This is a genomic window from Longimicrobiaceae bacterium, from assembly GCA_035936415.1.
Classification (GTDB): Bacteria; Gemmatimonadota; Gemmatimonadetes; order Longimicrobiales; family Longimicrobiaceae; genus JAFAYN01.
Window position 1 is genome coordinate 1 of record DASYWD010000226.1, and the last position, 24026, is coordinate 24026.

Annotated in this window: 21 protein-coding genes; 5 read left to right on the forward strand and 16 right to left on the reverse strand. The window is 67.3% G+C overall.

What is annotated here, in order from left to right; all coding sequences use genetic code 11:
• The 4 genes from VGR37_08950 to VGR37_08965 form a co-directional block, all read left to right on the forward strand.
• A partial coding sequence (locus VGR37_08950; GenBank protein ID HEV2147513.1) for a plastocyanin/azurin family copper-binding protein occupies positions 1 to 604 on the forward strand: 604 nt, incomplete at its 5' end.
• Between the two features lie 60 nt (positions 605 to 664).
• Positions 665 to 1087: a plastocyanin gene (gene petE, locus VGR37_08955; protein ID HEV2147514.1), complete on the forward strand. Its 423-nt coding sequence runs from the start codon at positions 665 to 667 to the stop codon at positions 1085 to 1087.
• Positions 1084 to 2199, forward strand: a complete 1116-nt coding sequence (locus VGR37_08960; protein ID HEV2147515.1) for a cupredoxin family copper-binding protein — start codon at positions 1084 to 1086, stop codon at positions 2197 to 2199. The genes petE and VGR37_08960 overlap by 4 nt, the downstream gene beginning before the upstream one ends.
• The gene (locus VGR37_08965) at positions 2196 to 2573 is read left to right on the forward strand and encodes a cupredoxin family copper-binding protein (protein HEV2147516.1); all 378 of its coding nucleotides are present in this window, start codon (positions 2196 to 2198) and stop codon (positions 2571 to 2573) included. The genes VGR37_08960 and VGR37_08965 overlap by 4 nt, the downstream gene beginning before the upstream one ends.
• Before the next feature lie 45 nt (positions 2574 to 2618).
• Here VGR37_08965 and VGR37_08970 read toward each other — a convergent pair whose 3' ends face one another.
• A complete protein-coding gene (locus VGR37_08970) occupies positions 2619 to 3704 on the reverse strand; it encodes a helix-turn-helix transcriptional regulator (protein ID HEV2147517.1) in 1086 nt (361 codons plus the stop codon).
• A 324-nt stretch (positions 3705 to 4028) separates the two neighbouring features.
• Here VGR37_08970 and VGR37_08975 point away from each other — a divergent pair, with 324 nt between their 5' ends.
• Positions 4029 to 4856, forward strand: a complete 828-nt coding sequence (locus VGR37_08975) for a methyltransferase (protein HEV2147518.1) — start codon at positions 4029 to 4031, stop codon at positions 4854 to 4856.
• 142 nt (positions 4857 to 4998) lie between these two features.
• Here VGR37_08975 and VGR37_08980 read toward each other — a convergent pair whose 3' ends face one another.
• From VGR37_08980 to fusA, 15 genes are all read right to left on the reverse strand, one after another.
• Positions 4999 to 5490: a hypothetical protein gene (locus VGR37_08980; protein HEV2147519.1), complete on the reverse strand. Its 492-nt coding sequence runs from the start codon at positions 5488 to 5490 to the stop codon at positions 4999 to 5001.
• Between the two features lie 301 nt (positions 5491 to 5791).
• Positions 5792 to 6859 carry an RHS repeat-associated core domain-containing protein gene (locus VGR37_08985; protein HEV2147520.1) on the reverse strand — a complete coding sequence of 356 codons (1068 nt, stop codon included), beginning with the start codon at positions 6857 to 6859 and terminating at the stop codon, positions 5792 to 5794.
• 148 nt (positions 6860 to 7007) lie between these two features.
• The gene (locus VGR37_08990) at positions 7008 to 7466 is read right to left on the reverse strand and encodes a hypothetical protein (protein ID HEV2147521.1); all 459 of its coding nucleotides are present in this window, start codon (positions 7464 to 7466) and stop codon (positions 7008 to 7010) included.
• Entirely contained in the window at positions 7463 to 8425 is a 963-nt protein-coding gene (locus VGR37_08995; GenBank protein HEV2147522.1) for an RHS repeat-associated core domain-containing protein, read from the reverse strand. The genes VGR37_08990 and VGR37_08995 overlap by 4 nt, the downstream gene beginning before the upstream one ends.
• Positions 8426 to 9030: 605 nt before the next feature.
• Positions 9031 to 9861, reverse strand: coding sequence for an RHS repeat-associated core domain-containing protein (locus VGR37_09000; GenBank protein ID HEV2147523.1), 831 nt, complete (start codon positions 9859 to 9861; stop codon positions 9031 to 9033).
• Between the two features lie 434 nt (positions 9862 to 10295).
• Complete coding sequence (locus tag VGR37_09005) at positions 10296 to 15119, reverse strand: RHS repeat-associated core domain-containing protein (GenBank protein HEV2147524.1); 4824 nt, start codon at positions 15117 to 15119, stop codon at positions 10296 to 10298.
• A 258-nt stretch (positions 15120 to 15377) separates the two neighbouring features.
• Positions 15378 to 15638 (reverse strand): hypothetical protein, encoded by a 261-nt coding sequence (locus tag VGR37_09010; protein HEV2147525.1) that lies wholly within the window; start codon positions 15636 to 15638, stop codon positions 15378 to 15380.
• Complete coding sequence (locus tag VGR37_09015) at positions 15635 to 16039, reverse strand: hypothetical protein (protein ID HEV2147526.1); 405 nt, start codon at positions 16037 to 16039, stop codon at positions 15635 to 15637. Before VGR37_09015 ends, VGR37_09010 begins: the two co-directional genes overlap by 4 nt.
• A gap of 186 nt (positions 16040 to 16225) precedes the next feature.
• Positions 16226 to 16834 (reverse strand): hypothetical protein, encoded by a 609-nt coding sequence (locus VGR37_09020; protein ID HEV2147527.1) that lies wholly within the window; start codon positions 16832 to 16834, stop codon positions 16226 to 16228.
• Positions 16835 to 16852: 18 nt separating this feature from the next.
• Positions 16853 to 18124 carry a hypothetical protein gene (locus tag VGR37_09025; protein ID HEV2147528.1) on the reverse strand — a complete coding sequence of 424 codons (1272 nt, stop codon included), beginning with the start codon at positions 18122 to 18124 and terminating at the stop codon, positions 16853 to 16855.
• A complete protein-coding gene (locus VGR37_09030) occupies positions 18125 to 18334 on the reverse strand; it encodes a hypothetical protein (GenBank protein ID HEV2147529.1) in 210 nt (69 codons plus the stop codon). It lies immediately after the preceding gene.
• Between the two features lie 185 nt (positions 18335 to 18519).
• A complete protein-coding gene (locus VGR37_09035; GenBank protein ID HEV2147530.1) occupies positions 18520 to 18873 on the reverse strand; it encodes a hypothetical protein in 354 nt (117 codons plus the stop codon).
• Positions 18874 to 18886: 13 nt separating this feature from the next.
• Positions 18887 to 20503, reverse strand: coding sequence for a hypothetical protein (locus VGR37_09040; GenBank protein ID HEV2147531.1), 1617 nt, complete (start codon positions 20501 to 20503; stop codon positions 18887 to 18889).
• 688 nt (positions 20504 to 21191) lie between these two features.
• The gene (locus tag VGR37_09045; protein ID HEV2147532.1) at positions 21192 to 21728 is read right to left on the reverse strand and encodes a hypothetical protein; all 537 of its coding nucleotides are present in this window, start codon (positions 21726 to 21728) and stop codon (positions 21192 to 21194) included.
• A gap of 167 nt (positions 21729 to 21895) precedes the next feature.
• Positions 21896 to 24004 (reverse strand): elongation factor G, encoded by a 2109-nt coding sequence (gene fusA / locus VGR37_09050; GenBank protein HEV2147533.1) that lies wholly within the window; start codon positions 24002 to 24004, stop codon positions 21896 to 21898.
• Between the last annotated feature and the right edge of the window lie 22 nt (positions 24005 to 24026).

Consider the following 24026-nt stretch of genomic DNA (forward strand, 5'->3'; position numbering starts at 1 on the left):
GCCCACCACCCCCGCACCTCCCGGCAGCCCCGACCCGGCTACGGTGACCGTGAACGTGGGGGACCACTCCTTCTCGCCGTCGGCGGTCACCATCGCGGTGGGAGGGACGGTCACCTGGAACATGGGCGACGACGAGCACGACATCACCTGGGACGGCCCCGCGCCCCCGGGCGGGAACGTCCCCAGGACGGACCGGGGCGTCTCGGTGTCGCGCACCTTCCCCACCCCGGGCACCTACACCTACCGGTGCGCCCGGCACGAGAGCAAGGGAAAGACCGGGACGGTGGTGGTCACCGGCGGCACGCCTCCCGCCAACCCGCCGGCGAACCCGCCCACCACTCCGCCGCCCGCGAGCGTGACCGTCACCACGCCCGGGACCTCCTTCAGCCCCGCGGAGGTGACGGTCGCGGCGGGGACCACGGTGACGTGGCAGATCGGCGGGGCCACGCACAACGTCACTTTCCAGGGCACCGCCCCTCCGGGCGGGAGTATCCCCGACACCCGCGCGGGGACCTCCGTTTCGCGAACCTTCGGCACGGCCGGGAGCTACCCGTACGTCTGCACCCGGCACAGCGGGATGACCGGGCGCGTGGTGGTCCAGTGACCCGCGTCGCGGCGGCGCACGCCCACACCCACTCCAACACCAGCACGGAGGGATGAACGCATGCAGATGATCGGATGGACGCTGATGGCCGGGCTCCTCCTCCCCTTCCCCGTGGCATTCACGCGGATGCTGGCGCCGGAGCCCGCCCCCGCCGTGCACGAGGTCCGCATGGTCCAGGAGGGGAGCGCCTACCGCTTCGTCCCCGCGAAGCTCACGGTGAAGCAGGGCGACCGGGTGAAGTTCGTGATGGTCTCGGGAGGGCCGCACAACGTGGCCTTCGACGCGGAGAAGATCCCCGACCCGGCCGAGCGCGCGCTCGCGGCCGGGATGCCGGAAACCATGTCGCCGCTGGCCGGGCCGCTCCTCACCAAGCCGGGGGAGAGCTACACCGTCTCCTTCGCGAACGTCGCCCCCGGGACCTACCCCTTCTACTGCATGCCGCACATGGCGATGGGGATGCGGGGAACGGTGACCGTCCAATGAGGGCGTGGCGGAGCCGTTCCCGGGCGGGGCTCTGCGCGCTGGCGCTCGCGGCGGGGACGCCCGCGGGCGCGGCGGGGGCCCAGTCGCTGCTGGACCGCCCGCCCAACCTGTCGGGAGCGTGGGTGGGGACGAGCGGGACGCTGTACTTCAACTTCATGCACCGCTTCACCGCGAGCGCCTCGCCGGAGCGGAAGGTGTCCAACACCCCCACCTTCACGGTGGCGGCGGGGCTTCCCTCCCGCACCCTGCTGGGGGTGCACTACGCCACCAACTCGGTGCTGGCGCCGCGCTACCCCAACGAGTGGGAGTTCTTCGCGCGGCACCGCCTCTTCTCACAGGACGACGGGGCGCCGCTGGACGTGGCCGGACAGGTGGGCTACAACCTGGCGGCCGAGGGGGTGGACGGGGAGGTGTCGCTGGCGCGGCGGCTGGGGCCGCTCCGGGTGATCGGCGCGGCGCGGGTCATGTCGGACCCGTTCGAGACCGGGAACACGCGCTTCGCCGCGGCGGGGGGAGCCACCTTCCGCCTGGGGCGGTGGTGGGCGGTGGCGGGGGACGCGGCCACGCTGCTGAACCGGGAGGAGGGGGAGGAGATGGCCTGGAGCGCGGGCCTCCACCTGGCGATCCCGCACACCCCGCACAGCCTCTCCGTGCATGCGTCCAACACCTACACGACCACGCTGCAGGGGATCTCGCGCGGGGGCGAACGGGTCCGCTACGGCTTCGAGTTCACGGTGCCGCTGACGCTGCGGCGCTGGTTCGGGAGCGGCGGCGGGGTGGCCGCCGTGCCGCCGCCTACGGAGGCCGTGCCCGCCGCGGCTGCCACGCCGTCGGCGGAGGCTCCCGCGGCCGGGGGGGCGCTGGTCCGGGCGGGGATGCGGGGCTTCGCGTACACGCCCGCGCGCATCGAGGTGGCGGCGGGCACCACGGTGGAGTGGAAGAACGAGGACCCCATGGCCCACACCGTCACCGCGACCGACGGCGGCTTCGACTCCGGCCTGATCGAGCCCGGCGCCACCTGGCGCCGCACCTTCGACACGCCGGGCACCTACCCCTTCTCCTGCACCCCGCACCCCTTCATGAAGGGGACGGTGGTGGTCCGGGCGCCATGAGAAACAGACCGATCCTCCGCCTCCTGGGCCTGGCGCTCGCCTCGGGCGCCGCGCTCTCCGGGTGCTTCTCCGAGCGGAGCGCCATCACCGAAACGCCCCCGGGCCAGGACCTGTGCGCCTCGCCCACGGCGTCCACCGTGCAGATCCGCAACTTCGCCTTCGGGGGCGGGGAGATCCGCGTGAGCCGGGGGACGCGGGTGACCTGGGTGAACTGCGACACCGAGGCGCACACCAGCACCTCGGACGCCTCCGGGTGGGACTCGGGGCTGCTGGTGCCGAAGGCCACCTACTCGCGCACCTTCGACCAGGCGGGCCGGTTCGCCTACCACTGCGAGCCGCACCCGTTCATGAAGGGGACCGTCGTGGTGGAGTGACGGGGAGCCGACCGGCGGCTCGCGCCCGCGTGCGCACCCGGGGCCTCAGCCGCCGGGCGGGGCCGCGGAATCGAAGAAGAGCCTGGCCAGAAGCGCCTTGCGCCCCCGCGCGCCGACCTTGTCGCCGGCATGGTTCAGGTGGTGCTGAACGGTGTGGACGGACAGGCCGAGCCGTGCGGCGATCTGCTTGGTCGAGTCGCCGCGGGCGGCACGCAGGACCACCTCGCGCTCCCTCGGGGTGAGGCCGTACCGCTGCGCCAGGATCGGCACGGGGTCGCGCGGCGTGGCCGGCTCGATCACCACCACCGTCGCGGATTCGCCGGATTCGTCCGGCTCCGCACGCGAGGCCCGCAGCGCGTACCAGAGCCCGGAGCGGCCCTGCGTGCGGAGCCCCGTGCTCAGGGGGAGCGGGTCCGCCGTGCACGCCCGTTCGGCCCGCAGCTGCGCCAGGACGCTGACGACGGCGCTCGGAAGCGTCTCCGCGGGGTGGCCGACGTCGGCGAGGTCACCCAGCTGCGCCGACGCGGGCCCGCTGCGGAGCACGATGCGGCTCCGGCCGTCCAGCACGATCACGCCCGGCCCGGAGCCCTCCGCCGCGCCCGCGCCCTCCCTCGCCGCCTCGATCGCGGCGGCGGCCTTCAGCCCCCGCGCGACGTGGGGCGCGACGGCGCGGAGGAAGCGCGCCTCCCTCTCACCGAACGACCTGGAGGACGGCTCACGGAACAGGCACCACGACCCCCACATCTCCTCTTCGACGCACAGGGCGGCGTGGAGCGTGTGCTCCAGCCCCTCCGCCCGGAGCAGCTCCATGGACGGCTCGGAGCTGTGCAGCGACGTGGTCAGGCCGGAGCGGGCCAGGTCGATGAATTCGGCGATCTCGGAGGGGTAGACCTCCTCGATGTAGCTCTGCAGGTAGCGCCCCGACAGCCGTTCCGCCCAGCCGTGGGTGAAGAGCCCCGTATCCGGATCGTGGGCCATGAGCCCGTACGCTTCGGCGGGCACGATCGCGGCCGCGCGCCGCCCCACCTCCTGGCGCAGCGTCACCGAGTCCAGCCCCGCATAGCAGGCCCGCTTGATCGAGCGGAGCGTCTCGCGCTCCGCCCGCGTGGTCAGTCGAACGGCTGGTGTCACGGCTCCCCCTGGAAATGGCGATACCCCGGCACGCCGTCCCACCGCATCGTCTATGGGAGCTCGACGGCCGGTGCGGGCCGCCTCCCCTCCCCGCCCCCCCGAGCAATGATGCCGGGGCCGGTTCGTCGCGCAAGCTTTTCGTTCGCGCACCGGGGAGCCCGGAGACGCCGGACCGCCTACGCGAGGAGTGAGAAAGATGACCCAGCAGGATCAAGCCACGAACACGGAGGGATCGCGGACCTGCTCGCCGAGCGGCCGCAGACCGCGGCCGAGCTGGCCTCCCGGACGGACACGCATGCGCTGTCGCTGTACCGGGTGCTCCGCATGCTGGCGGGCGTCGGGATCTTCGCGGAGCGTCCCGACGGGACCTTCGAGCTCACCCCGACCGCCGCGCTGCTCCGGAGCGACGTGCCGGACTCCATGCGCGACATCACCCGGATGATGGGCGGAGAGTGGCACTGGCGCATGTACGGCGAGCTGATGCACAGCGTCCGGACCGGCGGAACGGCGGTCCGGAAGGCGTACGGCATGGAGATCTTCGAGCTGCTGGAACGGGATCCGGCGGCCGGCGAGCTCTTCAACCGCGCCATGACGAGCAACTCCTGGGCTGCGGTGCCGGCGGTCGTCGGGGGCTACGACTTCTCCCGCTTCCGGCGGGTGGTCGACGTGGCCGGCGGCCAAGGGATCCTGCTCGCCGGGATCCTGAAGGCGAACCCCGGGGCGCAGGGCGTCCTGTTCGACCTCCCTCCGGTGGTCGGGGGCGCGGGCGAGCTGCTCGGCAGGGAGGGGGTGGCCGACCGGGTGGAGCTGGTGTCGGGGGACTTCTTCGAGTCCGTTCCACCGGGCGCGGACGCCTACGTGCTCAAGCACGTCGTCCACGACTGGGACGACGAGCGCAGCATCCGGATCCTGCGGAACGTGGCCTCGGCCATGGATGAGAACGGAAGGGTGCTGATCGTCGAGATGGTCGTTCCCGTGGGGAACGAGCCGAGCCCCTCCAAGCTCCTGGACGTGCAGATGCTGATGGGAACCGGCGGCAGGGAGCGCACGGAGGAGGAGTACCGGGCGCTGCTGGAGGCGTCCGGGCTGCGGCTGACGAGAACGGTTCCGACCAGGTCGCCGCTGAGCGTGATCGAGGCTCAAGCTATGTGAGGAGGCCACATCCCTGGTTGTGCAGTGATGCGATTCGCCTGACAGTCGTGCCCGCCGGGGAGTAGAGCGAGCCGCTTGGAGGCTCCACGGTTGACGGGATGGAGGGGTGGGGCAGGCTGTAGTGTCGTACGGCGATAGCTTGTCAGAAGCTATCGCGCTCAGAACTCCAATTCGACTCGATTCTCTCAATCAGCAGGGTGTCATTGATGATCTCCCTGATTGGCGCCTTCTCTTGCTCAGCTGTGAGTTCATCCACAGACCACTCTGTCTCCCCGTCCCAAAGCCACCAGCGCACTCTCCCCGTATATGGATCCTGCACGCCATCTCGAAAGATCGGGAACGCTGCCGCATGCTCGGCTACAGGCACGTTGCTCACGATCTGCACAATGCCGCGGTTCCAAGCGGCCTGGAGTGGGAAGAAGGTTGAAAACTGCGGGTGCTCCTCGGCTAAAGCATGGAAATTTGCAGGTCGTTCACTATGAAGACCACGAAGAACGCGCAGAAGCGCACCAAATTGCGGGTGCTTGTGCGTGTACTGCGCATAGGCCAGCCCCTTTCGAGTGGTAATCTCGACGATGTCGCCGATCCTTACTGTCCCTGCCATGCCGTGTTTGCTCGCTTGGATGAATTGCACCTCCGGAAGCGCCGAAAGCGGGACGAGGCCGAAACCTCGTTCCGCTCCCGTTGCGTCGCGCGTCGAGTAATCTTGAAGGGAGCCTACTCCGTCGGACGTGGCTGAGTCTGGCGCAAGTCGTTCAACCAGCTGCGGAAGTCCTCCTCCCCGTATAGGTATGGACGATCCGTGCTGATTGTATCAGCGCCAGAAAGGCGATCAAGCACGTCCCACACTGCCTCGTCCGAAACGTGCGGATCGTCCATCGCGACCCATTGTGCAGCCCACATACTGATTTCTTCCCGTGAAGCGCGACCTGCAATCAGCTCGAACAGCCGCTGTTCAACTTCTGCTCGGCTTGGGAGTGGCCTTTCGCTAGAACGTTCCAATGTACCTTCCTCCCTCGTCGAACATGTAGTGAATTCGGGATTGGATAGGCCGCACGATGCGTACGCGGCCCGCAGCATCCAAAGTCTCGTGCCATGTCCTCATCGCACCCGTGACGGGGTTCCATTCCCTCGCCTTCCGTCTCCCGATCATGGTGCCCTGCTCTTGCGCGGGGCTCAGCCGCCCATAGTAGCGAATGCGACCATTCTGAAGTACTCTGGAACCACCCTTCCCGTACTTGGCCAAGAGGCGCAAATGCATTGCGACGCGCGGCCCCTCCTGGTCCGATCCAATCCGGGAACGTAGCCGCGACGGTGCAGCGGTTTGGATCAGCCTCGGGGTGCCCGCATATCGAGCTATCTCCGAACATGGCATCGGACCAGAACTCGGAAGAGGTAGCGTTCCTCAGCACTTCCGCCTGCATATCGCGGAACATCTTCTGGAATGCTTCCCAGTCCCTCTCCAGCGCAGCTCCGGCGGACTGCAGGCCCCAAGGCATCTCGGCGCGGTCGTGGAACGGGCACGCAACCGTGTGCACACCTCTGCCCGTACTCCCAACTCCCACACACAGCCCGAAGGGATCGGTGAAGTTGACCGGATCGTTGCCCGCGTAGGCGTACGGGTTGATCCCTCCTTCCAGCCCGATCGGGTCCTCGCTGATGAACCGCGCCAGCGCGGGATCGTAGTAGCGCGCACGGTAGTAGTACAGCCCGGTCTCCGCATCGTACTCCCGGGCGGTGAAGCGCAATGGGTTCTGCACCTGCTCGCGTACGACCTCGGCCTCGCCGAAGGGGCTGTAGCGGTACTGGTTGACCAGCGCCCCCGTGCTGTCGATCAGCCCCGCCACGTGCCCCGGGACTTCGGTCAGGTAGTAGTAGCGCTCACCGCCGCGCTCCATCAGGTAGGGCCGGTTCACCCCCGGGTAGAAGGCGTACCAAGCCCGCACCGCACCTGCGCCGTCCAGTTCCAGCACCGCCTGCTGCCCGTCGTACACGTAGCCCACCGTGCCCCCGTCCGTGCTCTTGCGCACCCGGCGGAGGCAACTGTCAGGGGAACATTATCACTGTACAGGTGGGGAAATCGGGCTGACTTCCCCACCCACACCAGGCATCTATCTCATGTGCCCCACCAAACGCGGGAGTACTGCATATCTAGGTTCCAAGTAGCTCTGCCAACTCCTCCGCTTCAAGAACGTAGCCCTCTGTACCATCTGAGAAGGGGACGTATCGGACAGGTGCGACTGGCTGGATCTGCCTCTCGCCATACGTCATGCGGTTGAGCCATACTGTACATGGCTGAGAGACGTTAACCGCTGTGAGCGCATCCCAGGCGAGACCACCACTTTCCTGGGTGAGCTCATGTACACTGAACGCCACCTCATACAAAAACGGGCCGTAGAAAGCTAACGTAGCGCGATCTGATGGATGTAGCTGACCAGCGCGCAAAACCACCTCTGCGGTTCTTGCGCGAAAAATCGTCACATCGCGTCCTGCCTCGTTCGTCGCCTTCGCCTCAAAGACGTCATAGGCGGCGTCTACTCCCTGTGCAGAATCCAGCACCTGCATTGCTTCGTCATGCGTCGATAGCAGACAGCGGTAGATGGTGCTCATGGTACTCGCACAATTCCATTGATAGGGATGTTCCGACCGGCACTGAAGATTTGGAACCAGTCTGCCTGGCTCGCCCTTTGAAGAGCCTCAGATGGAACGTTGAAGTCCACCCTTATGTTGCCGGTTCCCCCGGGCTTCGGGGCACCCACGGCTGTCACGTACGTTCTTCCGTTTGCCCCGACCTGCAGGGTGCCCGTCTGCCTCATAGCTCTAAACTCGGCCTCACTCATCCAACGGCTGACGCGAGTTTCACCAGCGGCAGGTGCGAACCAGGGCCGCCCACCAGCACTAGTCGCTGCGACAGTGCCTCCGCCACTGCGCACTGTTCCGAATCTGCTCGCGGTCCCAGCAGTACCTGCTACCAGCGAGAACTTTCCAATCCACCATCCGAAACTCCCTCCAGGCGGCGGGTCGGCGAGAGGGTCGGAGATAGCAACATTGTATCCCTCCCACCATGCTAACATCAACGCCTGGAAGTGCTTTGCAAACTCTTCCCAGTCCCGCTCCAGCGCAGCTCCGGCGGACTGCAGGCCCCAGGGGATCTCGGCGCGGTCGTGGAACGGGCACGCAACCGTGTGCACACCTCTGCCCGTACTCCCAACTCCCACACACAGCCCGAAGGGATCGGTGAAGTTGACCGGATCGTTGCCCGCGTAGGCGTACGGGTTGATTCCTCCTTCCAGCCCGATCGGGTCCTCGCTGATGAACCGCGCCAGCGCGGGGTCGTAGTAGCGGGCTCGGTAGTAGTACAGCCCGGTCTCCGCGTCGTACTCCCGTGCGGTGAAGCGCAGCGGGTTCTCCACCTGCTCGCGCACGACCTCCGCCTCGCCGAAGGGGCTGTAGCGGTACTGGTTGACCAGCGCCCCCGTGCTGTCGATCAGCCCCGCTACGTGCCCCGGGACTTCGGTCAGGGAGTAGAACCGCTTGCCGCCGCGCTCCATCAGGTAGGCCCAGTCCACCGGAACCGACCGCCAGTTTGCCATTTGAGGGGCAGCATGGTACACGAGTCCGGCCTCGTTTGGCCGGACCCGCGTATTCCCATAGTCAGCGCTGGATCAGTTCGTCAGGGGCAATAATCACGAAGCCACCATGGCCTCCAGTCTGCCCCGGAGCTCTGCCAGACGGCTGATCTCCCGCGAATCCCAGCCCCGGGCTGCACATTCCTCAAGTATTGTGGTAGCCACATTCAGCAACGCCCTCGCCATGGCTTCGGGTGCTACAAAGCTTTCGTGCATGACCCTGCCTTGGGTACCATTCCTACATTGCACTGCCCAAAGCGCCTCCGATCTCGGCAGCACATCCATCCAGAACGGGCCGTCCATAAATCTCAATCGGACGGATGATTTCTCGCGTGAGAGGAGGTTGAGGACTACCTCTAGCCACCATGTCAAGAGAGTGACGACCGAGTCCGACCAGTGCTGTTCTGGGAATGCACTCTCGCCAATCCTTGCGTGGATTCGGCCACTCACTTGACCGTATGCGGATCGCTCCAAGGATGACCGGTCAGTTACAAAGTTGATGTCTGCTTGCTCGTCGTGTGGTAGCCTGGTCATGTGCGTCCTTTCTACCATACGGGGTATGCGGTCTCGATTCTCTTCGTTGCCCTATTGATCCACATCTGGATCGTGAGGCCACCATATTCGCCTTGCAACAGCACCCTTTCTCCCTGGGATGCGAGCTTGTCTCCTGCGTTTCGGTATGCCTGCCTTACTACTCGTTCCACTGCTCTCGCGGACATCCCTGCTGGGAACAATGTCTTCAGTGGGCTTACCCGGCTCCCTCCCGCCATATGACCGGAAGTGATGTGCTCCATGTCGATACTGATCTTTCGCCAGCCTGGAAGGTTAATGGCTTTCGTCGCACGAGTGGCCTGAACCAAGCCCCTCGACGCCCCTCCCGGTCCGATCCAATCCGCGAACGTAGCCGCGACAACACAGCGGTTCGGATCAGCATTGGGGTGTCCGCATACCGAGCTACCTCCTAATGTGGCATCCGACCAGAACTCGGACGAGCCGGCGTTCCTCAGCACTTCCGCCTGCATGTCGCGGAACATCTTCTGGAATGCTTCCCAGTCCCTCTCCAGCGCAGCTCCGGCGGACTGCAGGCCCCAGGGGATCTCGGCGCGGTCGTGGAACGGGCACGCAACCGTGTGCACACCTCTGCCCGTACTCCCAACTCCCACACACAGCCCGAACGGATCGGTGAAGTTGACCGGGTCGTTGCCCGCGTAGGCGTACGGGTTGATTCCTCCTTCCAGCCCGATCGGGTCCTCGCTGATGAACCGCGCCAGAGCGGGATCGTAGTAGCGCGCACGGTAGTAGTACAGCCCCGTCTCCGGATCGTACTCCCGTGCGGTGAAGCGTAGCGGGTTCTCCACCTGCTTGCGCATGTACATCGAATGGCTCGCCCTGTCTGGGCGAGCCATTCGGAATAGTAAGCTCCTGCGCGCTTACTGCTGAAGGTCCACGATTGTGGTAGTGCCGTCTGGTCCAACCCTTACGGTTCCACTACCTCCTAAGCCGAGCTCTGTGGGTGAAAAGGTGACCAGATGGTCCTCTCCATCTCGACTGTAGTCTGATACCGTGATGGGATACCCGGGAGTTCGGGCTACGAAAGCTCCCCATGCGACAATCACAGCCCACGCACTGTCGCCGCGGGGTGGCGACTGCAGGACCATGTTCTCTACACGTGCCACACCGGTATCGACCTCTGGAGACGGTTCACGCCCGCAAGCAGTCGTGACGGCTCCCATCCCAATCAAGACGATTGCCGCACGAGAGAGCCACTGGATCGCGGAACTGCACGTGTTCCTCATCAATCCTATCCTTCTTATCGTGGACAGTTGTAGATCGGGCCACCGGGTAAGGCCCACGAGATGCTGTCTGGTCCGAAGGCCATTATCCCCTTGTTGGTGGCACGGGCCCAAGCTGTATCGTTTACGCTGAGGCTTTGTCCGGGTACACCGGGAGCCCTGCGATACAGATGCGAATGCACCAGCCACGTGGCGCCGCCTGGCGGCTCACCAGGAGCCATTCGCACATCGGTCAATCCGGGAGCCGAGGGAGCAATCTTGTATCCGCCCTTCGGTGTGGGAATCAGCCAATTTCCCTGCTCCCGCCTTTCGTGCCAAACACGTCCCGACCGGACCGCCCGCGCGTACGCGTCGCTCCCTGCCGCTCTGACAAACGGGTTGTTGATGATTGAGGACGCTGAGCATACGCCAAGAGGCTGCTCTTGTTGCTGCGCCTGCCCCTGAAGCCGATCCCTCTCGGAATCCAGCCCTTGCTCAGCGGGTCGAGGGTCACAGTACAGGAACTCACGGGTCTGGTAAGTATACTGGTCGATGATCCTTCCGCCACGTCGAGTGGTAACCCTCCAAGTCGTCACGAGATAGTAGCATTCTGGAGTCAGGCCACTGGGGTCCGTGCGGTTGACCGGGTCATTCGCGGCATACGCGTACGGGTTGATCCCCCCTTCCAGCCTGATTGGGTCCTCGCTGATGAAGCGCGCCAGAGCAGGATCGTAGTAGCGGGCCCGGTAATAATACAGCCCCGTCTCCGCATCGTACTCCCGGGCGGTGAAGCGCAGCGGGTTCTGCACCTGCTCGCGCACGACCTCCGCCTCGCCGAAGGGGCTGTAGCGGTACTGGTTGACCAGCACCCCCGTGCTGTCGATCAGCCCCGCCACGTGCCCCGGGACTTCGGTCAGGTAGTAGTAGCGTGCGCCGCCGCGCTCCATCAGGTAGGGCCGGTCCACCCCCGGATAGAAGGCATACCACGCCCGTACCGCGCCTGCGCCGTCCAGCTCCAGCACCGCCTGCTGCCCGTCGTACACGTAGCCCGCCGTGCCCGCGTCCGTGCTCTTGCGCACCCGGCGGCCGAGCCCATCATAGCCGAAGCGGACGGTTTCCGCCACACCGGAGCGGGTGGTGCGCACACTGTCCAGCTGCCCCAGCGAGCTCCAGAAGAAGCGCTGCTCGAAGCCCGGCCTGTACTTGCGGGTGACGTTGCCGTCCGCGTCGTACTCCAGCGAGTCGCCCCGCACGTAGCGGAGGCGGTTGCCCGGCTCCACGGCGCCTGCCCCGTCGATGCGGTTCCCCACCGCGTCGTAGGCGTACGTCCGGGTCCGGAGCGTGTCCTGCGTACCGCCGGTGCACAGCTCCGCGTACGACGGATCCCACACGCAGCTCTCCGGGTGATCGAGGAGGTCCACGTGCCCCTTCAGGCGCCCGACCGGATCGTAGCGGTACTCCCGCACGGTGTCGCCCACCGCGCTCCTGCGCTCCAGCACGCGGCGGAGGGGGTCGTGCCGGTACAGCACCCCCGCGGCCTGGTTCAGCGCCACGTCCCGGTAGCGGATGCTCCCCACCGTCCCGGTGGCCGGGTACGACACGTCGACGGTGTCCCCCGTGGGGAGCCGGAACTGGATCGGCTGCCGGTTCGCGTTGTAGCCGATCCGGGTCTCGGAGCCCGAAGCGCTGATCCGATCCAGGCGGTTTACGTCGTCGTAGACGTAATCCACCGACCGGAACGTGGCGTACTCCTCGCCCGGAACGAACAGCAGCACTCCGCCCCGGCGCCCGCGCGAGTCATAGCTTGTCCGCACCGTGTACTTCTTCCCGCTCCGCACCGCGATCTCGTGCGTCACCCGGCCGATCGTGTCCGTGCGGACGGTGTCGATGCTCTCCTCGTTGCTCACCACCACGAAGAAGCCGGCCGGATCGTAGGTGTACCGGGTGCGCTTGCCGTCGGCCCGGCGCTCCTCCAGGCGGTTGAACGCGTCGTAGGAGAACTCCACCGTCTGGCCGCGGCGGTTCGTGTAGGTGCGCACGTTGCCGCTCACGTCGTACGTGGTGTGCTCGCGCGAGCCGCGGGGGTCCACCTGCGCGGTGTCCCATCCCAGCACGTTCTGCTCGAACCCGTACGTCTGCCCCCGGGCGTCACGGACGGCGGTGAGGAAGAGCGGGTCGTACGTGAAGCTCGTGCTGTCCATGAGCGCGTTGACCGAGGCTCTGACGCGGTTCAGGACGTCGTACCGCACCGCGCTCACGTGGTCCAGCGGGTCCCGCGTGGTGGCGAGACGGCCGAACGAGTCGTACGTGAACGCGGTCCTCCCCACCGCGGACCGTACCGAATCGGTGTTCATCCACGCGTTGCCGTCGTAGAAGAACTCGGACCGGTTCTCTTCGGGATCGGTGAGCGTTCTCACCCGCCCGCGCGCGTCGTAGGTGTAGCTGGTCTTCGCCCTGCCTGAGCCCCAGACCAGGGTGCTGTCCACGAGCCCGCGGGAGTTGTAGAAGATCCGGGTAGCCGGAACGCTTCCCCACGCGTAGTGCACCTGGTTGAAGCGGAGGTCGTAGTCGTAGTTGACCGTGTACCCCGTGTTCCGGCCGTGCACCTTGACGAGGTTGGGACCGCTCCAGGTGTAGCTGGTGGTGTCCCCCTTGGGTGTGACCGCCAGCGTGTCCTGGCCTAGTTCGTTGCGCAGCACGGTTCCGATTCGCCCCTCCCGGTCGCGGTACCGCGCCACCGCGCCCCAGCGGTCGAGCACGAAGGTGGCCGAGTCGCCCCGGGGCTCCATGATCCGGGCCCATACGTCATTCGGCAGGAGGCGTCGCGCAGGGTTCAGGAAGGCCCCCTTGCCCGGCTCCGGGAGCATCACCGCTTCCGGCGAGCGGAACCGGGTCTCTGGACGCACCTGCTGCCCCTCCGCGGTGATCTGGGGCGGCGTCAGCGTGGCGAGCTTGCCCGCCGCGTCGTACGTGTAGCTCCATCCGCTCCCGTTCCGGTCCCACTGCGCGCGCATCCGGTGCCGGGCGTCGTAGTGGGCCCGGAGCGCGGCAATTCCGTCCGGCTCCGTGATCCGCACCAGGTCGCCCGCCGCATCCACCTGGAACAGCGTGGCCCTCCCCGTGGGATCCTGGATGCGGGACAGCCTGCCCTTTCCGTCGTACCCGAAGGTGATGGACCTCCCCGCGGGATCCTGGACCGACTCCAGCAGGCCCGAGGTGGTCCAGAAGAGAGCGGTCCGGTTGCCGAGACGGTCCGAAGCTGAAGAGAGCAGCCCGCCGGCTGAAAAGTGGAGATAGGATCCGTCCAGGTAGGTCCGCGTGTACTGGCCGCCCTCGTACCTGAGGGTGGAAAAATCCCCCGCCGGCGAGGTGTAGGTGCACCGCTGCTGCCCGTGCGGATCGGTGTCGCAGGAAGCGACCGCGAAGTACGCGGCCGAGCCGTCGCCTCCGGTGACCACGACGCCCTCCCCCTGCGGGTGGAGGCGCTGCACCCCGGCCAGGCTCCACCCCGCTCCGAAGGGGCTCCGGCGCTCGTTCACCACGAGCACCCGCACGGAATGCCGGGTCTCCAGGGACTGCCTGCCCCACCAGCTGCGGACCACGACCGTGTACGTATGCGCCCCGGTCGTGAGTGCGCCGGCGTCCCAGTGGGCGGCCAGGCGCATGGTCCCGTTCCCGCCGACGTAGAAGTTCTCCTGGGTCCCATTGTCGAGCCACACCGGACGGCCGGCCGCGTCCCGGATCGAGATGGAAACCATCTCCGGCGGCGTGGCCGAGTAGTCCACCGCGTCGACCTGCACGAAGGCCATAGGGGAAGCCTGGCTGCCCGCGTAGAGCAGGGTCGCCGAGCGTGGCACGTCCAGCGTCACGTATGCCGCGGTGCCGTAGCTCGCGCCCGCCTCGAACGCGCTCGCAGCGGTCCAGCTCTCGTTGTGGGGCAGCGCGCTCACGACCGGCGCCACGCGGTCACCGAGGTAGCGCAGGTACGTCACCGTGCTTGTGCTGCAGTTCCCCGCCAGGTCGCAGATCCGCGCCGCCAGCTCGTTGGACCCCGGGGCCAGATTCACCGTGTCGGCGGACTCGGCGCTACCGCTCGTCTCCCCGGCGGTGTAGCTGAAGCTCTCCGTGAGGTCCTGACCGTTCAGGTGGATCGTGCGGCCGTCTCCATTCAGGCCCTGGTCGTCCGCCCAGTCGATCCTGACCGCGAGCGTCGAATCAGGGTACGTGCCCCCGGCCGGTGTGAACGTCGCCTTCGGCGGGGACGTGTCGCTGGTGTACACCGCCTGCACCGTGGTGCACTTCCCCGCCAGGTCGCAGATGGAGGCGGTCAGGGTGTTCCTCCCGACCGCGAGGATGACCGTGTCCTCCGACAGGCCGGCGGTCGCCGATCCGCTGTAGGTGAAGCTCCCTGTGACGTCGATGCCGTTCAGCTTCACGGAGCGGCGGCTCCCGTCCAGCCCCTTGTCGTCGCGCCAGGAGATCGTCACCGGAAGGTGCGAGCTCGTGTATGTTCCCCCCGGCGGCTGGATCTCGATCGTGGGCGGCGAGACGTCCGCGTCGGGATCGTAGGTGTAGACCTCGGTGCGTTCAGCGCAGTTCTCCGCCCGGTCGCAGATCCTCGTCCAGAAGGAGTTGGTGCCCAGGTTCAGGGTAATGCTGCCCACGGAAGCGGCGTAATCCTGGCACCCCGCCTTCGTGCCTCGACCGATTGCGAAGCGGAAGCTCACGTCATGGCCGTTCAGCTGCACCTGGAACGTACCTAGGTCGAGAAGGTCGTTCTCGCACACCTCGGTCCTCACCTCCAGGTCCGCCGAGGTGCGGGTGCTCGTTCCCGGCGTGATCGAGATGTACGGGGGAGTCACGTCGGTGCACTCGCTGCCGCTGCACTGTGCCGCCGCATCCGGTGCAACGCCCGGTGGAGAGCAGATGCCGAGGACGACGGCCGCCATGCCCGCCACCCATCGCAGTAACCGCTTGTTCATTGGAAGTCATCGAAAGGGTTAAAAGACAAGCCCCGCGCCCGGGCACTGTGCCGGGCCGGGGCCTCTCCGGGCCGTTCTCGTGTCGTGGTGCCCCGAAGGGCGGGTACTTCATGCCGTACTGGAACGCACCCGGCGGGATCAGCTCCCGTTCACGTGCGCCACGTGCTCCAGCCTGCGCGCGGCCTCCCCGGTGAAGGCGCCGGTGGGGTTCCAGCGCTTCTGCATCCAGGGGTGGAGCACGGCGTACCCCAGGAAAAGCACCAGCTCGAAGGTGTGCTCCACCCACCCCGCGATCCTGCCCGTGAGCTCGGGCGTGGCTTCCGCGATTCCGTGGTTCACCAGCGCGGCCATGACGAAGCTCGCCAGGATGGCGGCGAGCCGTGCCCGAATTGCTTTCATTCCGACCTCCTTGCCGTATGGTTCTGGGCGACCGTGTGGTCGAGCCACTTCCCGAGGTGCTCCAGCGACGCCGTCTGCGCCGCCTGGATCTCGCTCACGGATTCCAGCTTGTCGGTGATGCGCTCCAGCGGCCGGATGACCTGCTCCGCGATCCGCTCCCACTGGTATTTCTGCTCCGCCTGGACATTGACCGACCGGTCACGCGCCTCGTCGGCGGCCTCGCGCACCTGCAGGTAGAGGCTCTGCAGGGCGTTCAGCCGGTCACCGAAACCGTCGAGGTCCTGCCGGGTGGCGAACGTACGCCGCAGGCGCTCCACGAGGGCCAGCAGGAGGACGCTCACCATCAACCCGCTCCCCGCGATGGCCGGCCAGTCGAGGGTGAGGACTGCGTTGCTGCTCACGAACACGTTCCTTGTTCAGGGTTGCCGTCCACTCGTGCTGACCTGCCCTGCGGGAGCCCTCGGCAGACCGCCACGGGTGCGGGAGAACAGAGGCCCCGTGCTCGGGCGCTGTGCCGAGCCGGGGCCTCTGTCGGCCGTTGTCGCGAATGTCTACCGCACCTGCTTCCTGCCGCTACCTGCTTCAGTTCAGGAGTCCGGCTCCCCGGCCCAGCGGTGGCCGATCAGGACGTCTTCCTCGACCACGTCGGCGCTGGTCACCTCGGCCATCGGGATCCGGAGCGCCTGCGCGGTTGCGGCCCGCGTCACCTTCCCCGTGGCGTCCATCACCGGGGTGGCTCGCCGCCGCGCCTCCTCCAGCACCGACAGCGCGCCGGCAGGGTCAGCGGGCTGGCCGGAGGTCCTCCCCGTCGCCGGGACGCGGGCTCCGAGCTTCGCGGCCACGGCGGTCTCGCAGCCGGAGCGCAGGTTGCTCCCATCCAGCGAGCGGTACACGCGGGCCTGGTAGAACCGGGCCCTGTGCTCCGGCGGCAGCGCCCGGTGCCGCTGGCGCAGGTAGACGTCCGGACCCTCCACCGGCGTGATCGCCTCCCCAGGGAACTCTCCCGGCGCGGGCGGGTCGATCTTCCCGACGTGGAAGAATACGTCGGCCGTAGCGGGATCGGTGTGCGCGACCACCACACCGCGGTTGAGCAGCTCGGGGGTGGCAGCGGGGCGCAGAGCCTGGATGCCGGTGTCCAGGTCCGTATCCATCGTGGTCGCCCATGCCGCCCATTCGGCGGCGGATGCTCTTCGCATGTGATACATGGTTCCCTCCTAGAGTAGGTCCCCCGAGGGACCCAGGACGAGGGCACGCGCCTCGTCCATCCGCCCCTGGTCCGTGCCTGAGAAGAAGTCGGCCAGCTTGAAGATCTTAAGCTCGGCGTACCGTCCGGCCGTGACCTCCGCAGTCCCCACACTGTTCATGTGTACGCGGCCGAACGCCCCGCTCAGTCCCCCTGTGGGCCCCGCAGGCGAGTTGCCCACGACGACGGGTGCGCCGTTCCTGGAGAAGACCCCGCGGGCACTGCCGTCGGCCTGGAGAATGCCCAGGATCTCGAGCGTATCGCCCGACTCGACGGAGATGCCGGAGATGGAGTTGGCCGTATTGCCACCGCTGTTCTGGTAGTAGACCGCCGGATTGCCGGAGCCATTCAGGTAGGCCAGGAAGCGGGGGAGCTCACCGTCAGTGGCCTGTCCGAGGGAGAAGAAGCGTCCGTTGATGCTGCCGCTCGGGATGCTCACGACCAGACGTTGATAGACGGCGAGGGCCTGCGCCGCAGGCGCGGGGCTGAAGTGCACCGTCTCCAGGGTCCGCGACACGGGGGTGCCGCTCGTGGGGATGTACCCGGTCACCCCCGGACCCTCCTCTACCTGGTAGCCGAAGGCGAATACGTCGCCAGCCGCGAGTCCTCCGGAGGGATAGAGGTATGCCCCGTGAGAGCCGGCGGTGCTGGTGGTGGTGAGGAAGCCCAGCCGATACCAGCCCCCACTCCAGTCCTCCACCGGCAGGAGCGTACCGGAGCCGGCCGCGGTGGAAAGGCTGGGCGTACCGCTGCTGTCCCAGCGCACCGTGACGATGCAGCGCCACCCTCCGGGAGAGCCCAGGTCGTACAACCCGAAGTACTGCTGCCCGCTGCTCCTCCGCATGAACACGGACACCGCCACCAGTCCAGCGCTGAGCGTCTGCGCCAGGGAAATCGCCTGGTTGCTGGACGTGCCGACGAGCCGCGCAGCCGTTCCGCCGAAGGGGTCCGTAAACCCCGAGTTGATGGTGACGGAGCCGGTGCTGTACCACTGTTCGAACGCCTCGCTGTAGAGGAGCCTGTTCGTTCGAGCAGGCTCCAGCTGCAGCACCGGGCGCCGCACCCCGTCGAGGGTGGCCCAGCTCTGCCGGGGGGTCCTGGCGACGACGGTGCGCCCCAGGCGCTCGCGCCCCTGGAAGGTGGCGCCGCCGTTACGTGAAAACACCGGGCTGCCGCCCACGATGGGTGTCACCCCGTACAGGGCGTCCCAGTAGTGCAGGATGCTGTGTCGACTCAGTGCCATCTAGACCTCCTCCGGAGGATACGCAACGATGTCCTGGTCCGGCAGCGGCTCGATCCCGAGGCCGCGCAGGAAATCCGGATTGTTCCTGTGCACCCCGCGGAGGATAGCGTGGTGGCGCTCCTGCTCCGCCGCCCTGCGCTCCTCCTCGACGGCGGCGTGGTACGCCTCCCACGCCTGGCGACCGGGCTCGAGCTCGCGCTCCTTCCTCACGCGCTCCGCTCTCGCGCTCGCGTGGCGCTCCTTCAGCCTGGAACTCACCGGCGGCCCGCCAAGGGCGTGAATCTGTTCCGCGGTCTGGATCTCCGAGGCCAGTGTCTCCTCCACGGCGGCGGCCCTGCGGGCCTCGGCGAGGAGCTGCTTCGGGGTTCGGGTCGGTCGAATGGCTTTCGGCATCATCAGTTTTGTGGGGCATGTGTGGGAAGCTCAGCCCGGCGCTTGCCCCGGGCTTTTCGGACCGCTGCCGCGAAGCGCTCCAGGCGCACCGCCGCCTCGTCGGATTCCTGCTCCTCGATGGCTTCCGGGTCCTGAGTGCCTTCGGCGATGGCCGAGGGGTTCAGGTTGATCACCTTGCCCGGTAGCTCGATCCGAGTGCCGTCGGGCTCGGTGATCCACGCCCTCACCAGGAGCGGGAAGCTCGTGTCCGTCGGCTCCGCGGCGAGTAGCACCTCGACGGTGGCTTCCTCCCCGCCCAGGAGGCGGTAGGCGCGGGCACCGGAGGGCAGACCTTTCTTCGTGATTCGCTGTGGCATGATTTCGTCCTGGTTAGAGGGCCTGTATTCCGTCGCCGCCACCCCCACCCCCACCCCCACCACTCGACCCTCCATCCGGCGGAGTGGGTGCCTTCCCGACGAAGTAGCGTGCCTTGGAGGCGAAGATGTCGACGGCGTTCAACGTCGCGTGATACGTCACGTCGTTCCCGCCGAAGTTGTCGTCGTCGGTGTAGACGTAGATCGTCGCTCCGTCTTTGCTGGAAATCACCGAGCATGTGCCGGAGTTGTAAGCGATCCCGACGCCGAGCTGCAGCGTATGCGGCTGCACCGAGATGCTCACCAGGCTGCCGGAGCGGCTCGCCGTGACCAGTGGGCCCACAAACCCCGTCTGGATGCTTTCCCGGTTCGCGACGGAGATCATCACCATCCGGCGGGAATCCACCAGACGACTGTTCGGGTCCAGCGCGTTCCACGCCCGGCTCCCGCCGGTCTTCTCGGCGGCCGTAACCGCCCGGCGGTCGAGGGTGGGGTCGTCCGCAATGTGGGCGAGAGTGCGGTGATCCAGGGTGGTGATGCTGTCCCCATTGCCGAGCGGGTAGGCGGCGAGGCCGGTCTTCGGGTCCGGGTTCAGCATCGGCCGGCCATCGTCCAGGCGGCCGGACGCCGTGTCAATGGCATCCATGTCGGCGGCCGCATGCGCCAGTGGCACCGCGCGGTTCACCCGTCCGTAGTTGGGGCCCGCAGCGGTGTTGAGCCCCGATGCGGCAGCCGCTCCCCCGGTCTTCTCACTCACTGTGGCCGCCCTGCGGTCGCTCGTGGGGTCGTCCGCGATGTAGGCGAGCGAGCGATCTCCGAGATTTGTCAGGCTGTCGCCTGTCTCGATCGGGTAATTGCTCGACCCGCTCATGGTCTGGTTCGGATCGAGCTTCCCGTCCGTCGCGGAAAGGGCGGGCAGTTCCGCACGTGCGTGGGCGCGCGGCACCCCGAGCCTCACCTTCCCGTAGCCGGGACCTGATGTCTCGAGCCCCGAGGCCGCGGTGTTCGCCCCCGTCTCAATGCCCCCTGCCGACGTCCCGCTCGGCCCCAGGAGGGAGCCGCCCATTCTCCGGGTGGCGGGGTCCACCAGCTCCTGCAGCCCCTCGCGGTCCACCAGGGGCACCCCCACCCGGAGCCCTCCCGGCACGCCGCCGAGCCCGCTCCGCTCGTCACCCTCCCGGAGCCCGCGGCCGGCCTGGCCGGCGGACGCCAGCAGCGACTTGCTCGCACTGATCACCGGACGCCGGCCGTCTCCGGTGCGATGGACCGAAAGGCCGCTCTTGATCTCCAGGCTCGTCCCCCGCTCGGTGCCCCCGCCGTGTACGAGCGTGATCGCCATGCCCGTGGTCCGAGGGAAGCTCTGCGCCCCGGGGGTGAGCTTCGTACCGTCGGTGAGTGTCACCTCCGGCTCGATCAGCGTCTCGTTGCTCTCGCTGAGCGCCACGTCCTTTTCATAGACTCCCGGGCTCGGCCTGCGGTCGGCCTCCTGCGCCGCGGAGCGGACGCCGGTGCCGTCCGTGACGTAGAACCTCACCCCGTTCGCGGCCACCTGGCCGTTCGGATCGTGCACGGTGAGCACGAGCGTTCCCACGACTTCGTCGTGGACGCCGTACACGTTGAGCTGCACGCTCACGATGCCACCTCCAGCGGACGTCCACGGGCCAGGGTTGCCGTCCTCTGGACGGCCCTGTCTTCTCGGTCCAGCCTTTTCATTCGTCCTCCTGCGTATGAAGTGTTGCGAGTGTGCGGACTCTCGTCCGCGGATGCGGACTCCCCGTCTTCGCGGGAATCCGGCGAAGCCGGCATGGCTCGCCTCCTGTGTGGGTGGTTCAGGTCCTCGCCGGGCTCTCGAGCGCCGGGCCCGCTGCTTCGATCGGGAAACAAAAAGGCCCCCTTGCCCGGGCGCTGTGCCGAGCGGGGCCTTTGCCGGCCGTTCTCGTGTGGGACGGATCGCCCCTGTGAGGATCCCCTGTCAGGATGCGTTCTGGTAAGCCGCGGCGGGGATGTCGTAAATGGCACCGCACCCTCTCCGGCGGCACTGGTAGGTCCCCACCCGCTCCCCGGGGTCAAGGTCGGCGACCCGCTTCGCCGCCTCTTCACTGATCCGGAGCGCCGGACGGGCCCCGCACCGGGGGCAGCTCACCGCGGGATGGAGCAGCCTCCCGCGGTGCAGCGATTCCGGAGCATCCGCCTCTTCGAACCCTTGCCTCACGGATTCCTCTCTTGGTTTGCTCGGCGAAAAAATAGGCCCCATCGCCCGGACGCTTTGCCGAGCAGGGGCCTGGACCGGCCGATTCTCTGGTTGTACCTCCCTCTTCCCGCTACCGCCTGGGGTCCCCTGAATCCGGAGCCTGGACCAGCGGATCGTGCGTCACGATTCCATCGATTACCTCATCCCCGCGGAGGATCGCGTATCCCGATCTTCCTGAACCCTCTCGCCAGCTCGCTTCCGGTGCACAGAACGTCCAGATCTGGTCCTCTGCGCCCATCCTGGTCCGGATCTCGCGCCAGCATTCGCGGTATCGCCGGATGGTCGCGAGGTCCTCTCCCTCATGGGACGGTGCAGGGGAGACGGGGAAGTCGTCGCAGCGCTCCCGCAGCCACTCACGCGGAGGAATGACGGACTGGTATCCGACTTCCCTGGCATCTCCCCGGAGAACCTCGATCGACCGGATCCTCTTGGGATTTACCCGCACGAGGCCTTTGTTGACCAGGTTGCGGATGTGCTCGTGGACGGTCGACCGCGAACGGTATCCGAACCTCCTGGCGATCTCCTCATACGTGGGGGAGTAGCCGTTATCGCGGATGTACGTTGTCAGGTAGTCGATCAGCTCCCGCTGCTTTCGGGTCAGAGTCATGAACGAGCCTTCCGTTTGGTATCTCTGGCGGCGAAGTAAAACATATCCGAACAAATACCGAATGATAAGCCCCCAACAGATGTCGCAGCACGAGCGGGCGAAAGACGGCCGGGGCGGCCCCATCGTGGGACCGCCCCGGCTCGTTCACACACCGGAACCGGTGGCGCTCACCTCGCCGCCAGCAGCTCCTCCTTCTCCTTCTTCGCGGCCTCCACCAGCTTCTGCACCTCGTGCTGGGGCACCTCCTCGTACGCGTGGAAGGTGCGGGTGTGGGTGGCCCGGCCCTGCGTCAGCGAGCGGAGCGTCGTGGAGTACTTGTACAGCTCCGCCTGCGGCACCAGCGCGCTCACCTTCTGGTTCCGCCCGGCGGAGTCGATCCCCAGGATCTGCCCGCGCCGCTGGTTCAGGTCGCCGATCACGTCGCCCAGGAACTCGTCCGGGGTGTAGACGTCCACCTTCATCACCGGCTCCAGGATCACCGGCTGCGCCTTCTCCGCCGCCTCCTTCAGGGCCATGGACCCAGCCACCTTGAACGCGGCCTCGGAAGAGTCCACGGAGTGGTAGCTGCCGAAGAAGCACTCCGCCTCGAAGTCCACCAGCGGGAAGCCGGCGAGCACCCCGCGCATCGCCGCCTCCTGGATCCCCTTGTCCACGGCCGGGACGTACTTCCCGGGGATCACCCCGCCCACGATGGCGTCGGTGAAGCGGTACCCCTCGCCGCGCCCGAGCGGCTTCAGGCGCACGTGCGCGTCGCCGAACTGGCCGCGCCCGCCCGTCTGCTTCTTGTAGCGGCCGTGGGCCTCCGCGACCGCGCGGATGGTCTCGCGGTAGGGGATGCGCGGCGCCGAGAGCGTCACGTCCACCCCGTACTTCCGCTTGAGGCGCTCCATCTGCACCTCCAGGTGCAGCTCCCCGATCCCGCGGGCGATGGTCTGCCGCAGCTCCGGGACGTACTCCGCCACGAAGCAGGGGTCCTCCTCGTGGAGCTTGTGGAGCCCCATGGAGAGCTTGTCCTCCTCCCCGCGCGTGGCGGCCTCCACCGCGATGGCGATGTCCGCCTCCGGGAACGCCACCCCGTCCAGCGTCAGCGGGATGGAGGGGGAGGAGAGGGTGTCGTTTGTGTGGGTGTCCCTGAGCTTGGCGACCACGCCGATGTCGCCGGCGCGCAGCTCGTCCACCTCCAGCCGCTCCTTCCCCTGGGCGATGGAGATGTGCGCCAGCTTCTCCGTCTTGTCGCGGGTGGCGTTGAGGACCTCGTCGCCGCTCTTCAGCGAGCCGCCGAAGATGCGGAAGAAGGTCAGCTCCCCCACGTGCGGCTCGCTGGTGGTCTTGAACACCAGGGCGCAGAAGGGGTCCGTGTTCAGGCTGCGAAGCTCAACCGTGTTCCCCACCCGGCCGGTGGCGGCCTCGGCGGGGCGCTCCTTGGGGGAGGGCATCAGCTCCACCAGCTTGGTGAGCAGCGCGCGCACGCCCCACGTCTTCGTGGGCGCGCCGCAGAACACCGGGTACAGCTCGCCGCGGAGCATGGCCTGCTTCAGTGCGTGGATCGCCTCGTCGCGGGTGATGACGTCGCCCTCCAGGTAGTGCTCCAGCAGGGTGTCGTCCGTGGCGGCGATGGTCTCGATCAGCTCGTTGTAGTATCTCTGCTCCAGCTCCCGCAGCTCCTCCGGGATCTCCTGCTCCTCGTACTCGCCGGTCTGCGTGTCGGCCTTGTAGATGTGGGCGCGCTCGGAGAACAGGTTGATGATCCCACGGAAGTCGTCCCCGCTCCCGATGGGGATCTCCACGGGGATCGCCTTGGGCGTCAGGTGCTCCTTGATGTCCTGGAAGACGGTCTCGAAGTCGGCGTTCTGCCGGTCCATCATGGAGACGAAGAAGATCGTGGGGAGGTGCCGCTCCTCGAGCAGCTCCCACACCCGCTCAGTCCCCACCTCCACCCCAGCAGGCCCGGAGATGACGCAGATGGCGCCGTCGGCCACGCGGATCCCCGCCTTGGTCTCACCGAGGAAGTCCAGGTAGCCGGGGGTGTCGAGGAAGTTGACCTTGGTGTCCATCCACGTGGCGTGGGCGACCGACACGTTCATGGAGATGCCGTGGGAGATCTCCTCCGGGGTGAACATGGTAAGCGCGGTCCCGTCGGCGCTGGAGCCGTGCCTGCGGGAGCAGCCCGCGGTGTGGCAGCAGGCGTCCACAAGGGTGGTCTTCCCCGCCCCGCCGTGTCCGACGAGCACCACGTTGCGGAGACGGTCCGTTGTGAACGAGGGGGCTGACGCCATGATGCACCTCCTTGCAAAGTGT

Coding starts and splice junctions, on each gene's coding strand:
- petE (HEV2147514.1), top strand. CDS start 665: ATGCAGATGATCGGATGGACGCTGATGGCCGGGCTCCTCCTCCCCTTC.
- VGR37_08960 (HEV2147515.1), top strand. CDS start 1,084: ATGAGGGCGTGGCGGAGCCGTTCCCGGGCGGGGCTCTGCGCGCTGGCG.
- VGR37_08965 (HEV2147516.1), top strand. CDS start 2,196: ATGAGAAACAGACCGATCCTCCGCCTCCTGGGCCTGGCGCTCGCCTCG.
- VGR37_08975 (HEV2147518.1), top strand. CDS start 4,029: ATGCTGGCGGGCGTCGGGATCTTCGCGGAGCGTCCCGACGGGACCTTC.
- VGR37_08990 (HEV2147521.1), bottom strand. CDS start 7,466: ATGAGCACCATCTACCGCTGTCTGCTATCGACGCATGACGAAGCAATG.
- VGR37_09000 (HEV2147523.1), bottom strand. CDS start 9,861: ATGTACATGCGCAAGCAGGTGGAGAACCCGCTACGCTTCACCGCACGG.
- VGR37_09010 (HEV2147525.1), bottom strand. CDS start 15,638: ATGAAAGCAATTCGGGCACGGCTCGCCGCCATCCTGGCGAGCTTCGTC.
- VGR37_09020 (HEV2147527.1), bottom strand. CDS start 16,834: ATGCGAAGAGCATCCGCCGCCGAATGGGCGGCATGGGCGACCACGATG.
- VGR37_09025 (HEV2147528.1), bottom strand. CDS start 18,124: ATGGCACTGAGTCGACACAGCATCCTGCACTACTGGGACGCCCTGTAC.
- VGR37_09035 (HEV2147530.1), bottom strand. CDS start 18,873: ATGCCACAGCGAATCACGAAGAAAGGTCTGCCCTCCGGTGCCCGCGCC.
- VGR37_09045 (HEV2147532.1), bottom strand. CDS start 21,728: ATGACTCTGACCCGAAAGCAGCGGGAGCTGATCGACTACCTGACAACG.
- fusA (HEV2147533.1), bottom strand. CDS start 24,004: ATGGCGTCAGCCCCCTCGTTCACAACGGACCGTCTCCGCAACGTGGTG.